At 62.6% G+C, this 13,840-nt stretch carries 12 protein-coding genes; 7 read left to right on the top strand and 5 right to left on the bottom strand.

Annotated features, from left to right (window positions below):
• Nucleotides 1–150: 150 nt before the first annotated feature.
• The 7 genes from cyoA (at nt 151) to mazG (ending at nt 7,443) form a co-directional block, all read left to right on the top strand.
• Nucleotides 151–1,320: a ubiquinol oxidase subunit II gene (gene cyoA / locus EOA13_RS17625; protein WP_127294465.1), complete on the top strand. Its 1,170-nt coding sequence runs from the start codon at nt 151–153 to the stop codon at nt 1,318–1,320.
• A gap of 15 nt (nt 1,321–1,335) precedes the next feature.
• A complete protein-coding gene (cyoB, locus tag EOA13_RS17620) occupies nt 1,336–3,348 on the top strand; it encodes a cytochrome o ubiquinol oxidase subunit I (protein WP_127294463.1) in 2,013 nt (670 codons plus the stop codon).
• 5 nt (nt 3,349–3,353) lie between these two features.
• Nucleotides 3,354–3,980 (top strand): cytochrome o ubiquinol oxidase subunit III, encoded by a 627-nt coding sequence (gene cyoC / locus EOA13_RS17615; protein ID WP_127294461.1) that lies wholly within the window; start codon nt 3,354–3,356, stop codon nt 3,978–3,980.
• The gene (gene cyoD / locus EOA13_RS17610) at nt 3,977–4,357 is read left to right on the top strand and encodes a cytochrome o ubiquinol oxidase subunit IV (RefSeq protein ID WP_127294459.1); all 381 of its coding nucleotides are present in this window, start codon (nt 3,977–3,979) and stop codon (nt 4,355–4,357) included. Before cyoC ends, cyoD begins: the two co-directional genes overlap by 4 nt.
• Before the next feature lie 96 nt (nt 4,358–4,453).
• Nucleotides 4,454–5,155 (top strand): SURF1 family protein, encoded by a 702-nt coding sequence (locus tag EOA13_RS17605; protein ID WP_127294588.1) that lies wholly within the window; start codon nt 4,454–4,456, stop codon nt 5,153–5,155.
• Between the two features lie 141 nt (nt 5,156–5,296).
• Nucleotides 5,297–6,481, top strand: a complete 1,185-nt coding sequence (locus EOA13_RS17600) for an amino acid aminotransferase (RefSeq protein ID WP_127294457.1) — start codon at nt 5,297–5,299, stop codon at nt 6,479–6,481.
• Nucleotides 6,482–6,618: 137 nt separating this feature from the next.
• Nucleotides 6,619–7,443: a nucleoside triphosphate pyrophosphohydrolase gene (mazG, locus tag EOA13_RS17595; protein ID WP_127294455.1), complete on the top strand. Its 825-nt coding sequence runs from the start codon at nt 6,619–6,621 to the stop codon at nt 7,441–7,443.
• Nucleotides 7,444–7,449: 6 nt separating this feature from the next.
• Here mazG and hflX read toward each other — a convergent pair whose 3' ends face one another.
• The 5 genes from hflX to EOA13_RS17570 all read right to left on the bottom strand — a co-directional run bounded on the left by hflX (nt 7,450) and on the right by EOA13_RS17570 (nt 13,831).
• The gene (gene hflX, locus EOA13_RS17590; protein WP_127294453.1) at nt 7,450–8,841 is read right to left on the bottom strand and encodes a GTPase HflX; all 1,392 of its coding nucleotides are present in this window, start codon (nt 8,839–8,841) and stop codon (nt 7,450–7,452) included.
• Entirely contained in the window at nt 8,842–9,087 is a 246-nt protein-coding gene (hfq, locus tag EOA13_RS17585; protein ID WP_006202172.1) for an RNA chaperone Hfq, read from the bottom strand.
• 145 nt (nt 9,088–9,232) lie between these two features.
• Nucleotides 9,233–10,096 carry a D-amino-acid transaminase gene (locus tag EOA13_RS17580; protein WP_127294451.1) on the bottom strand — a complete coding sequence of 288 codons (864 nt, stop codon included), beginning with the start codon at nt 10,094–10,096 and terminating at the stop codon, nt 9,233–9,235.
• A 98-nt stretch (nt 10,097–10,194) separates the two neighbouring features.
• The gene (locus tag EOA13_RS17575) at nt 10,195–11,556 is read right to left on the bottom strand and encodes a sigma-54 dependent transcriptional regulator (RefSeq protein ID WP_023812026.1); all 1,362 of its coding nucleotides are present in this window, start codon (nt 11,554–11,556) and stop codon (nt 10,195–10,197) included.
• On the bottom strand, nt 11,546–13,831 hold the full coding sequence (locus EOA13_RS17570; protein WP_164780132.1) for a PAS domain-containing sensor histidine kinase: 2,286 nt from the start codon (nt 13,829–13,831) through the stop codon (nt 11,546–11,548). Before EOA13_RS17570 ends, EOA13_RS17575 begins: the two co-directional genes overlap by 11 nt.
• Nucleotides 13,832–13,840: the final 9 nt, after the last annotated feature.

Here is a 13,840-nt window from a genome sequence, read left to right as displayed (position 1 = left end):
CCGCCGCGGTCTCATACGATCGCTTGCCATGTGCGCGGGCCAGATGCTTTGATGACGCCTGCCGCGTCATTGCGGCATTGGACAAATTGTCCAATGCCTTCATTGCCGCGGTGCGGCTAGCACTGGGGGGAACAACCGACAGGTCATACATTGAGCCGTCTCCGTACCCTTTTCCTGCTGCCCCTGCTGGCATCGCTCGGCTCCTGCAGCATGGTCGTCATGAACCCTGCCGGCGACGTCGCCGCGCAGCAGCGCGACCTGCTGATGGTGTCCACGGCACTGATGCTGATCGTCATCATACCGGTGATGGCTCTCACCATATTCTTTGCCTGGCGATACCGCCAGTCCAACCGCGAGGCGCGCTACGAGCCGGATTGGGACCACTCGACCCATCTCGAACTCGTCATTTGGGCTGTGCCGCTTCTGATCATCATCTGCCTGGGCGCAGTGACGTGGATGGGGACGCATCTGCTCGACCCCTATCGGCCGATCGGACGTGTATCGGCCGGCAAGCCGCTGCCGCCGGACGTGCGCCCGCTTGAGGTCGAAGTCGTCGCGCTCGACTGGAAATGGCTGTTCATCTATCCGCAGTACGGCGTCGCCATGGTCAACGAACTGGCTGCGCCGGTCGACCGGCCGATCAGCTTTCGCATCACCTCCGCATCGGTGATGAACTCCTTCTACATTCCAGCACTGGCCGGCCAGATCTATGCAATGCCGGGTATGGAAACCAGGCTGCACGCCGTCATAAACAAGTCCGGCGACTATGAAGGGTTCTCCGCCAACTACAGCGGCGCCGGCTTCTCGGGAATGCGCTTCGCGTTCCACGGCCTAGACGATGCCGGTTTCCAGGCATGGATCGCGAAGGCAAAGGACGGCGGCGGCAAGCTCGACCGAAACGGCTATCTGGAGCTCGAACAGCCCAGTGAGAACCAACCCGTGCGCCACTATGCGGCGGTGGATGCCGATCTCTACAAGGCGATCCTCAACATGTGCGTCGAGCCCGGCAAGATGTGCATGAGCGAGATGTCGCAGATCGATGCCAAGGGCGGGCTGGGAATGGCCGGCATCCGCAACACCCTGCCGCTGCTGTATGACAAGTTCGCCCGGCGCGGCACGATATTCGGCCCTGCCCCATCCTATGTCGCCAGCATATGCACGACCGAAGAAGCACTGGCGGCTTCGAAGGCCGATCAATCCGTCACGCCGATGACCTCGACGCCGATAGTCGGCGTTGGTCTGCAACGGCCACCGCCCCTGTCGATCCGACTGCCGTCACCTTCCGCAACCGGCACGCTTCGGTCGCCCTTCAACTCCTGAGGCGCCACGCAAGACATGTTCGACAATCCTGCTTTTCTCAAGGCGATCTTCGGCCGGCTCACGCTCGAGTCGCTGCCGCTGCACGAACCCATCGTGGTCGCGACCTTCATAGTCGTCGCGCTGGGCGGCGTGGCACTCGTCGGCGCACTGACCTATTTCAAGCTCTGGGGCTATCTGTGGCGCGAATGGTTCACCAGCGTCGACCACAAGCGCATCGGTGTGATGTACATGGTGCTCGGCATCGTCATGCTGCTGCGCGGCTTCAGCGACGCCATCATGATGCGGCTCCAGCAGGCGATGGCCTTCCGCGGTTCGGAAGGCTACCTCAATTCGCATCACTACGACCAGATCTTCACCGCGCACGGCGTGATCATGATCTTCTTCGTGGCGATGCCGCTGGTGACGGGCCTGATGAATTTCGTCGTCCCGCTGCAGATCGGCGCGCGCGACGTGTCGTTTCCGTTCCTCAACAATTTCAGCTTCTGGATGACAGTCGGCGGCGCGGTCATCGTCATGATGTCGCTGTTCGTCGGCGAATTTGCCCGCACCGGCTGGCTTGCCTATCCGCCGCTGTCGGGTATCGGCTACAGTCCCGATGTCGGTGTCGATTATTATATCTGGGCCCTGCAAGTGGCGGGCGTCGGCACGCTGCTGTCGGGCGTGAACCTGGTCTGCACCATCGTCAAGATGCGCGCGCCAGGCATGACCATGATGAGAATGCCGATCTTCACCTGGACCGCGCTTTGCACCAATGTGCTCATCGTCGCCGCCTTCCCGGTGCTGACGGCGGTGCTGGCCCTGCTGGCACTCGACCGCTATGTCGGCACCAACTTCTTCACGAACGACTTCGGCGGCAATCCGATGATGTACGTGAACCTGATCTGGATCTGGGGCCACCCCGAGGTCTACATCCTGATCCTGCCGGCCTTCGGCATATTCTCCGAAGTGACCTCGGCCTTCTGCGGCAAGCGGCTCTTCGGCTACACATCGATGGTCTACGCAACCATCGTCATCACCATCCTGTCCTATCTGGTCTGGCTGCATCACTTCTTCACCATGGGATCGGGAGCGAGCGTCAACTCGTTCTTCGGCATCACAACGATGATCATTTCGATCCCGACAGGCGCCAAGATATTCAACTGGCTGTTCACCATGTACCGCGGCCGCATCCGCTTCGAACTGCCGATGATGTGGACAGTCGCCTTCATGCTGACCTTCGTGGTCGGCGGCATGACCGGCGTGCTGCTCGCGGTTCCGCCGGCCGACTTCGTGCTCCACAACAGCCTGTTCCTGGTCGCGCATTTCCACAACGTCATTATCGGCGGCGTGCTGTTCGGCCTGTTTGCCGGCATCAGCTACTGGTTCCCCAAGGCATTCGGCTTCCGGCTCGATCCGTTCTGGGGAAAGATGTCCTTCTGGTTCTGGGTGGTAGGCTTCTGGTTCGCCTTCATGCCGCTCTACATACTTGGCCTGATGGGCGTAACGCGCCGGCTGCGCACCTTTGAGGATCCCTCGCTGCAGATCTGGTTCATCATCGCCGCCTTCGGCGCCTTCCTGATCCTGCTTGGCATCCTGTCCTTCCTCATCCAGATTTTCGTCAGCGTGCGCCGGCGCGAGCAGCTTCGCGACGATACCGGCGATCCGTGGGACGGGCGTACGCTCGAATGGGCAACCTCGTCGCCGCCCCCGGCGTACAATTTCGCCTTCACCCCGGTCGTCCATGATCTCGACACCTGGGCGGACATGAAGAAGCGCGGCTACCAGCGCCCTCTGACGGGCTTCCGTGACATCCACATGCCGCGCAACACCGGAGCCGGCGTCATCCTGGCCGGGTTGAGCGTGGTGCTTGCCGTGGCGCTCATCTGGTACATCTGGTGGCTGGCGATCGTCAGCTTCGTCGCCCTGATCGGCTACGCCATAGCGCATACCTTCAACTACGACCGGGACTTCCACATTCCGTCCAGTGACGTCACCTGCGTCGAGGACGAGCGGACACGCCTGCTCGCAGCCACCAGCCAGGCGGGATAAGCACCATGGCACACGCCGACACGGTGATCGACGACACGGTCTTCCACCTGGAAGACGACCACGGCCATGCCGAGAGCGGCAGCAGCACCATGCTCGGCTTCTGGATCTACCTGATGAGCGACTGCCTCATCTTCGCTATGCTGTTCGCGGTCTACGGCGTGCTCGGTGGCAATTATGCGGCCGGACCCGCCCCAAAGGATCTGTTCGATCTTCCGCTGGTCGCGCTCAACACCACCATGCTGCTGCTGTCCTCCATCACCTACGGCTTCGCGATGCTGGAGATGGCGAAGGGACAGGTGAGGCCGATGCAGGTGTGGCTGGTGATCACTGGCCTGTTCGGCCTCGCCTTTCTCGGCATCGAACTCTACGAATTCGCCCATTTCATCCACGAGGGGGCGACGCCGCAGCGCAGCGGCTTCCTGTCGTCGTTCTTCACGCTGGTCGGAACGCACGGCCTGCACGTCACCTTCGGCCTGATCTGGCTGGTGGTACTGATGGTGCAGGTCTCCAGGCATGGGCTGATCGTCGCGAACCAGCGGCGCCTGATGTGCCTGAGCATGTTCTGGCACTTCCTCGACGTCATCTGGATCGGCGTCTTCACCTTCGTTTATCTGATGGGAATGTTGCGATGAGCGCCGGGCACCAAACAGACACCAGCGACCAGAGCCACGCGCATCACGGCGTCGATCACGGCTCGGCGCGCGGCTATCTGACAGGCTTCGGCCTGTCCGTCGTGCTGACCGCCATTCCCTTCTGGCTGGTCATGACCAACGCGCTCGGCAATCAGATGGCGTCGGCAATTGCCATCATGGCCTTCGCCGTCGTGCAAATCATCGTCCACATGGTGTTCTTTCTGCATATGAACACCAGGTCGGAGAGCGGCTGGACCATGATGGCCCTGATCTTCACCCTCATCCTAGTGGTGATCGCGCTGACGGGCTCACTCTGGGTCATGTACCATCTGAACGTCAACATGATGCCCGGCCATGACATGAGTCAGATACCCTGAGAGAGGGACCTGGCTTTGGACGAACAGGCACGGACGATACCGCATTCGAATACGGGCGACGGCCAAAGGGTTACGCGTTCGCGATGGACGCTGTTGGTGCTTTGCCTTTGCGGGGCCATCGGCATCACCGGCTTTTCGGCGCTTGGTGTCTGGCAGCTGGAGCGCCGCGTCTGGAAACTCGACCTCATCGAGCGTGTCGACCAGCGTCTCAAGGCAGTACCTGTGGCCGCCCCGGCGCCTTCGGCCTGGCCAGCGATCAACGCCAGGGATGACGAGTATCGTCGCCTCGTCGTTCCAGGCCGGTTTCTCGGTGATCGCGAGTCCCTGGTCCAGGCCGTCACCGATCTCGGCGGTGGCTTCTGGGTAATGGCGCCGTTCCGAGCGGATGATGGCTTCACGATTCTGGTGAACAGGGGCTTCGTGCCGACGGACAAGCGCGATCCGGCAACCCGCCTCGAAGGCAAGCCCTCGGGCGATCACACCGGAATTCACGGCCTGTTGCGCATCAGCGAACCGAAAGGCGGCTTCCTGCGTACCAACGATCCGGCCGCCAACCGCTGGTATTCGCGCGATGTGCAGGCGATCGCCACGACGCAAGGCCTCGGGCGTGTCGCTCCTTATTTCATCGATGCCGATGCCACGCCCAATCCGGGAGGGTGGCCGGTCGGCGGCCTGACGGTCGTTTCGTTCCACAACAACCATCTGGCCTATGCCCTGACATGGTTCGGGCTGGCCTTGATGGTGCTGGGCGCGATCGCCTATCTGTTGCGGCAGGCTGGGAAATACGGTGGGGCCTGACCACTGGCCCCGGCAAAGCCGAAAGGAGCATGCAGGGCAGGCTTCCCGGTACCCCCCGCCTCGGGCTGGATCACCCAGCTAAAACCGCTGGCGAAACGCGACCGATTTGCGTATCACTCCGCCGCCATTGGAGCCCTATCGATGTTTGAGACCCTGCAGCCCGCCCCTGCCGACAAGATCCTGGCCCTGATCGGCCTTTATCGTGCCGATCCGCGTCCAGACAAGGTCGATCTCGGTGTCGGCGTCTACAAGGATCGCGACGGCAAGACGCCGGTCATGCGCGCCGTGCGCGAAGCCGAAAAGCGGCTATTGGAGGGTCAGGACACCAAGACCTATCTCGGCCTTGCCGGCGATACCGGCTTCAACACGGTGATGGCCAAGCTCGCTTTCGGTCCAGGCGCCGACATGACGCGCATCCGCGCCGCACAAGCGCCCGGCGGCTCCGGCGCACTGCGGCTGGTGGCGGAACTGCTGAAGCGGACGCGCTCGGATGCAACCATCTGGCTATCGGACCCGACCTGGCCGAACCACATGCCGGTGATGCGCGCCGCCGGCCTGCAGATCCGCGAATACCCCTATTTCGATGCGGCCTCGGGCGCCGTGCGTTTCGAAGACATGCTGGCAGCGTTGCGAACGGCAAAGAGCGGCGACGTCGTGCTGCTGCATGGCTGCTGCCACAACCCGACCGGCGCCAATCTGGATGCGGCACAATGGGCAGTTGTTACCGATCTGGTCGTCGAGCGCGAGCTGCTGCCGTTTGTCGACATCGCCTATCAGGGCTTTGGCGATGGCCTTGAAGCCGACGCCCTCGGCTTGCGCCTGCTGGCGGCAAAAGTTCCGGAGATGGTCGTCGCGTCGAGCTGCTCGAAGAATTTTGCCGTCTACCGCGACCGCGTCGGCGCGGCGATGATCCTGGCCAGGGACGGCGCACAGGCGGATGTGGCGATGAGCCAGATGCTGTCGGCGGCGCGCGCCATGTATTCGATGCCGCCGGACCATGGTGCGGCGGCCGTGCGCATCGTGCTCGAAGACGCCACCTTGCGCGCCGACTGGGAAGCCGAGCTCGAAGAGATGCGCCTGCGCATGCTCAGGCTACGCGTGCAGTTCGCCGAAGCGCTGCGCCGGCAGTCCAATTCGGACCGCTTCGACTTCGTCGCCAGCCATCGCGGCATGTTCTCCCGCCTTGGCCTCACGGAAGCACAGGTCGAGCGGTTGCGTGCCGAGCACGGCATTTACATGGTCGGCGACAGCCGCATCAATGTCGCCGGCCTGCCCGAGGATGGCATGGACGAACTCGCCAAGGCGATCGTTTCGGTTCTCGACTGAAGCGGCTCATCTGTGGACAAGGCTTCTGCGCCGACTGACAGCGTTGGCCGCGCGGCTGGTCGCAGGATAGCATCCGATAGACTGTTTTGACGCAATTCCGGACAGAAAACCGTTTCACACTTCCTGGAATAGCTTGGATGACACCATCGAAAGACATTTCGCGCCTGATCGAGATCATGGCGGCGCTGCGGGCGCCGAAGACCGGCTGTCCCTGGGACATCGAACAGGATTTCTCGACCATCGCGCCCTACACGATCGAGGAAGCCTATGAGGTGGCGGACGCCATCGCGCGCGGCGACCTTGACGATCTGCGCGACGAGCTCGGCGATCTTCTGCTGCAGGTCGTCTATCACGCACAGATGGCCGAGGAGGCCGGCGAGTTTGCCTTCCCCGACGTGGTGCAAGCCATCACGACGAAGATGATCCGTCGCCACCCGCATGTCTTCGGCGACGAAAAGGCCCGCAACGCCGGCATGGCCAAGGGCATGTGGGAAAAGATCAAGGCGCAGGAGAAGGCGGAGAAGCGAAGCGCCCGTCTCGCCCGCGGTCTCGATCCCGAAGACAATGGCAAGGGGTTTCTGGACAGCGTGCCGGTCGCCCTGCCCGCGCTGACGCGGGCACTGAAACTTCAGGAGAAGGCCGCCCGCGTCGGCTTCGACTGGAGCGAGGCGGCGCCCATCCTCGACAAGATCGAGGAAGAGATCGGCGAATTGCGCGAGGCACTGGCCAAGGGCGACACGGCCTCGATCAAGGACGAGTTCGGCGACATGCTGTTTGCCGTCGTCAATCTCGGACGGCACCTCAAGCTCGATTCGGAAGCAGCGCTGAGCGGCACCAACGAAAAATTCCGCTCGCGTTTCCATTATGTCGAGCAGGCTTTGGAGAAAGCCGGCAACACGCTGGACAAGGCCGATCTGGCCGAGATGGAAGCGCTATGGCAGGAAGCAAAGACCGCGAAGTAAGTTACATTAGCCGTTGTTTTTACGACGCAATCTGCTTTCGATCTCTTCGCGGGCGCTTTGCGTGGCCTTGAGCGAGATGGTGGCGCTGCCGTCATCATTGTCGCTTCGCGAAACGACGTCACCATTGCGATAAAGCCAGTCGACAAGGCCGAACTGTGCCGGCTCGATCGTCACCGTCAGGTCTTCGAGTTCGCCCGCCATCCGCGTTTCGATGATCGCCTTCAGTGCATCGATGCCCTCGCCGGTCACCGCCGACACCGCGATCGGCGGTGCCTTGCTGGCGTCGGCGCCATCGGCTAGCAAACGGGTCCTGTTGCCTTCGTCCAGCCGGTCGATCTTGTTCCACACTTCGATCACACGCTTGGCGTCGCCGGCATCGACACCGAGATCAGCGAGGATGCGCTCGACATCCTCGGCCTGAGCGGCCGTATCGGGGTCAGAAATGTCGCGCAGGTGAAGCACGAGATCGGCCTCGACCACCTCTTCCAGGGTGGCGCGGAAAGCCGCGATCAGATGCGTCGGCAGATCCGAGATGAAACCCACAGTGTCAGATAGGATGATCGGCGTGCCGTGCGGCAGGCGTACGCGCCGAAGCGTCGGGTCGAGCGTGGCGAACAGCATGTCCTGCGCCAGCACATCCGCCCCGGTCAGCCGGTTGAACAGCGTCGACTTGCCGGCGTTGGTGTAGCCGACAATCGCCACCACCGGGAACGGCACCTTCCTGCGCTTGGCGCGGTGCAGATCGCGCGTGCGCCGCACCGTTTCCAGCTCCTGCTTCAGCTTGATGATCTTTTCCTGCAACTGCCGCCGGTCGGATTCGATCTGCGTTTCGCCGGGGCCCCCGAGAAAGCCGGCGCCGCCGCGCTGGCGCTCCAGATGGGTCCAACTGCGCACGAGGCGGCCCTTCTGGTAGTTGAGATGGGCGAGCTCGACCTGCAGCGTGCCTTCCTTGGTGCGCGCGCGCTCGCCGAAGATCTCGAGAATCAGCCCGGTGCGGTCCAGCACCTTGGCGTTCAGCTCTTTTTCGAGATTGCGCTGCTGCACCGGGGTCAGCGGATGGTCGACGACGACCACTTCCGCATGTCCCTCTTTGACGATTTCCGCGAACTCCGCAACCTTGCCGCTGCCGAGCAGCGTCGCCGGGCGCGGATCGTTGACGGTCACCACCGCAGTGTGGATCAGATCCAGGTTGATGGCGCGAGCAAGGCCGACGGCCTCGTCGTGGCGAGCATCAGCCGAACGCATCAACCGAGGACGGTTGGTCTCGTCGTCGTTGCGCTGGTGGCGGGTAAGGACGGGCACAATGACAACAGCCCGGGTCGGGCCCTTGGCTTCCGACCCGGGATGATGTGTTGGTTTTCCGCGAACGGTGGCGTCCGCGTCTTTCTCACGTGCCAATCAGGCGCCCTGGCTTTCCTCGCCATCGAACATCTGAACCGGCTGGCTCGGCATGATCGTGGAAATGGCGTGCTTGTAGACGAGCTGGGAGTGACCGTCGCGGCGCAGCAGGACACAGAAATTGTCGAACGAAGTGACCACGCCGGTCAGCTTCACGCCGTTGATGAGGAAGATGGTGAGCGGGTTCTTGCTCTTGCGAACTGAATTCAGGAACAGGTCCTGAAGGTTTTGCGATCGTTCCGCCATTGTTCTTGTCTTTCGCCGATCCCCTTCGGTTTGCAAGCCAATGCGCCAAATTAACGGGCGCATGTCAAGCTCGCAAACACCGTCTTGTCGTCAGTAACGACAAGCAGAACGAGATATATTGATGTTCATTCCACCTGTGCGGTTATCAGGCTGGACTTTTTTCCGCAATGTCAAAAAAGGCCTGCCGCAACGAAAGTGTTATTGAGCCGGGGTGCCCATTGGCGACCGTATCGCCGTCGATGGCCACCACCGGCATGGCGATTGTCGTTGCGGAGCTGATGAACGCCTCGCGTGCCGCCTTGGCCTCGGCGACGGAAAAGCCGCGCTCCTCGATCTTCAGGCCGAGCTTGGCCGCCACTTCGAACATGGTCGTGCGGGTGATGCCGCGCAAGATGCCGTGCTCGGCCGGCCTGGTAACCAGGACGCCGTCCCGGGTGACGATCCAGGCATTGGACGAGCCGCCTTCTTTTACGTTGCCTTCACCGTCGACGAACCAGGCTTCCTGGGCGCCAGCTTCTTTAGCCTTCTGCTTGGCCAATACATTGGGCAGCAGCCCGACGGTCTTGATGTCGACCCGGTCCCAGCGGTTCTCCGGCACGGTGATGACCGCGATGCCGGTCTCGGCTCGCTTCGCTCCAGCGGCAGGGTCGGCCTTCCTGGCGGTGACCACCAGCGAAGGCTTGGTGTCGGCGGAAGGGAAGACGAAGTCGCGGCTGGCCACGCCGCGCGTCACCTGCACATAGACCAGGCCATTGGCGACATGATTGCGGTTGACCACCTCGCGCAGAATGAGTGGCAGCACGCGGGAGGTGACCGGCCAGGCGATCGACAATTCGGTCAGCGAGCGGTTCAGCCGGGACAGATGGCGCGGCATGTCGACGATGAAACCACGCGCCACCTCGCAGACCTCATAGACACCGTCGGCGAACTGATAGCCGCGATCCTCGATATGCACGGCGGCGTCGGCGTGCGTGACATAGCGCCCGTTGACATAGGCAATGCGCGGCATGGGCAACCTCTAGGATTCTCGGGGCTTTCTTATGCGATTCCACCGCCGCCGTAACCGGCAAATGCTTGGCCCGGGCGCGGCGGCTGGATATGTCGCGCTCAGACGCCCAGCGACTTCAGCTTGCGGTGCAGCGCGGAGCGCTCCATGCCGATGAACTCGGCGGTTTTCGAGATGTTGCCGCCGAACCGATTGATCTGGGCGATCAGATAGTCCTTCTCGAACTGTTCGCGCGCCTCGCGCAGCGGCAGCGCCATGATGTGCTGGTCGGATTGATTCGGCGTTCGCGGCATGACATCGCCGATCTCGGCCGGCAAAAGGTCCGCGGTGATCGGCGCATCGACGTCGTCGCCGCGCGCAAGGATCATCAGGCGCTCGACATTGTTGCGCAGCTGGCGAACGTTGCCCGGCCAGTTGTGCGCCTGCAGCACGGCCAGCGCGTCGTCGCCGATGCGGCGCGGCTTGATGCCGGCCTGGCGGGCGATCTGCTTCATGAAATTGTCGACGAGGTAGGGAATATCCTCGCGCCGCTCGGCCAATCCCGGCACGATGACCGGAACAACCGCCAGACGATGGTAAAGATCCTCGCGAAAACGCCCGTCGGCAATCATCGCTTCGAGGTTCTGCGAGGTCGAGGAGATGATGCGGACATCGACCTTGACCCGCTTGGTTCCCCCTACCCGCTCGAACTGCTGCTCGACCAGCACGCGCAGGATCTTGTTCTGCGTCTCGCGCGGCATGTCGGCGACCTCGTCGATGTAGAGGATACCGCGATGGGCCTCCTCCAGCGCGCCGACCTTGCGCTCGACGCCATTCGATTCGGTGCCGAACAGCTCGATCTCCATGCGCTCGGGCGTGATGTTGGCGGCGCTCAGCGTCACGAAAGGTGCGCTCTTGCGCGCCGACAGCGTGTGGATGGCGCGCGCGGCCAGTTCCTTGCCCGAGCCCGACGGTCCGATGATCATCACGCGGCTGTTGGTCGGCGCGACGCGTTCGATGGTCTGACGCAACTGGCTCATCGCCGACGACATGCCGATCAGATCGAAGGTTTCGCCGCTGCGCAGCTTGAGGTCGGAAACCTCGCGCCGCAATTTCGAGGTCTCGAGCGCACGTTCGGCAATAAGGATCAGCCTGTCGGCCTTGAACGGTTTTTCGATGAAGTCATAGGCGCCGCGACGGATGGCGGAGACCGCCGTTTCGATGTTGCCGTGGCCGGAAATCATCACCACCGGCAAGGTCGGATGCATGGTCTTGATCTCGTCGAGCAGCGCCAGCCCGTCCAGGCGCGAGCCCTGCAGCCAGATATCGAGGAAAATCAGCCGCGGCGCGCGATCAGCTATAGCAGCGAGCGCGCTGTCAGCATCGAATGCCGTGCGGGTTTCGTGACCTTCGTCGCTCAGTATGCCCGCGACGAGCTCACGGATGTCTTCCTCGTCATCGACGATGAGAATATCAGACGCCATTACCGACCTTTTCAGTTTCTCTTTCGTTTTCCGCCCTGCTTTCGCCGCGCGGAGCCGTTGCGGCCGCAGGCGGCAGGATGATGCTGATCATCGCGCCGCGCCCATCGTGGAAGTCCGCTGGAGCATCGTGTAGTTCCAGCCTGCCGCCATGGTCCTCCACGATCTTCTTGACGATAGCGAGGCCCAGTCCGGTGCCCTTCTCGCGTGTGGTCATGTAGGGCTCGAGCAGCCGTTGGCGATTCTCGCGCGGCAGGCCTTTGCCATTGTCGATGACGTCGATTCGAATCGCACCATTCTGGCGCCCGGCTTGAATCCGGATTATGCCGTGCGAACCGTCCTTCTGTTCCAATCCATCGATGGCCTCGGCGGCGTTCTTGATCACATTGCCGAAAGCCTGCGCCATCAAGCGGCTGTCGAAAGTGCCCTTGAGCGGCTCCGTGCCGAAGATCCGCTCGAAAGTGATGTCGGCGCGGCTGACCTCGACCAGGAACGAGGCCTCACGCAGCGATTCGCGCAGATCTATCGCCTTCATCTCGGGCTTCGGCATGCGCGCGAACGCCGAGAATTCGTCGACCATACGGCCGATATCCTCAACCTGACGGATGATGGTGTCGGTGCATTGGTCGAAAACCTCGCGGTCCTCGGTAATCACCTTGCCGTAACGGCGCTTGATACGTTCGGCCGAGAGCTGGATCGGCGTCAGCGGGTTCTTGATCTCGTGGGCGATACGCCGCGCCACGTCCGCCCAGGCCGACGAGCGCTGCGCCTGAACCAGGTCGGTGATGTCGTCGACCGTCACCACATAGGATTTTTCCTCCGAGCCGTCGTCGCCGGCCTCGATCGTGATCTGCACGTTGAAGGTCCGCTCGGCACCGGCGCGGTAGAAGGTCACCTGCTCACGATAGACGGGTTTGCCGGACTTGCGGCCGATCTCGAAGACGCGGCCGACATGCGGCAGCACGGCGGAAAGATTCTGCCCAAGGGCTGCGCTGGCCGAAATCGCCAGCATCGCCTCGGCCGAGCGGTTGACGATGGTGACGATGCCGTAGGGATCGACGCCGATGACGCCGGCGGTGACGCCGGCAAGCACAGCTTCCGAGAAGCGGCGCCGTTCGTCGATCAGGTCCTTGGCGGACAGGATCTCATTGCGCTGCGATTTCAGTTCGAGAAGCATCTTGTTGAACGTATCGCCGAGCGACGCGACATCGCCATCCGAAGGCCTGACGGGAACCGCGACGTCGAGATTGCCGGTCGCGACCTCGTCGGCGGCGCCGATGAGCTGGCGAATGGGCCGCACCAGACGGTCGGCGACCGCGATGCCGGTCCAGATCGCGGACAGGATGATGATGAGCGTCAACGACAGATAGGGCAGCGCGAACGCCACCTGAGAGGTACGGCGGTTATCTTCCAGCCCCCGATATTCGTCGGTGTTGGACCTGACGATCTGCCTTGCCTTGATCACTTCGGGATCGACGAGCCGAATGGTGTAGAGGTAGAGTCCTTCGATCTCCCGCAGCTTGACGATGGCGCCCATGATGTTGCGCGTTTTCGGTTCGATCAGCACCGGCTTGCCGTCGGTAGCGCTGGCCACCGCGCCTTCCGGCGGCTCGGGCATGGCGAAATCCGTATCGGTCTTGGCGCTCATGACGAAAGAGCCGTCCGGCTTGATCAGCGCCGCATGGGCCAGCGAACGGCCCACGGCTTCCTTGTTCATCAGGTCGAGAAAGCCGGTACGATCAAGGCCGTAGAGCGTGCGCGACGCATCGAGATCATAGGCCATGGACAGCGTCGTGCCCTGGAGGTTGCGGGCATTTTCCTGGACATAGGCGTCGGCGATCGACAGCGATGAATTGACGATCGTCTTGGTGCGGATCTCGAACCAGCGGTCGAGGCCGATGTCGAGCGTGATCGACGCGATGATGGCCACCATGATGGCGGGAATGGCGGCAACCAGGGCGAACATGGCGACAATGCGCACATGCAGCCGCGAAGCGGCCTTGCCATGCCGGCGCGCCATCAGGATGCGGTGCACCTCACGCCCGACCAGCGCGATAAGAAACAGGACGAAAGCCGCGTTGAGGGCAATCAGCGCCAGCGTCGTCGACTCGTTCGGTGTGATCGGCGTGGCGCCAACGAGGATGGTGAACGAGATCGCCGCCATCATCAGCGCGCCGACGACCGCGATCACGCCTGGCAGCGCAAGCAGCCGGCGCCCGTCGCGAGCGCCGGGTTCGCTGAAAAGCGGTTGGTTTGTTGTCGGTGCCTGCGGAGCCATGTCGCCGTC

The sequence above is a fragment of the Mesorhizobium sp. M7A.F.Ca.US.011.01.1.1 genome (genome assembly GCF_003998295.1).
Classification (GTDB): Bacteria; Pseudomonadota; Alphaproteobacteria; order Rhizobiales; family Rhizobiaceae; genus Mesorhizobium.
This window is presented reverse-complemented; position numbering and strand designations above follow the sequence as displayed.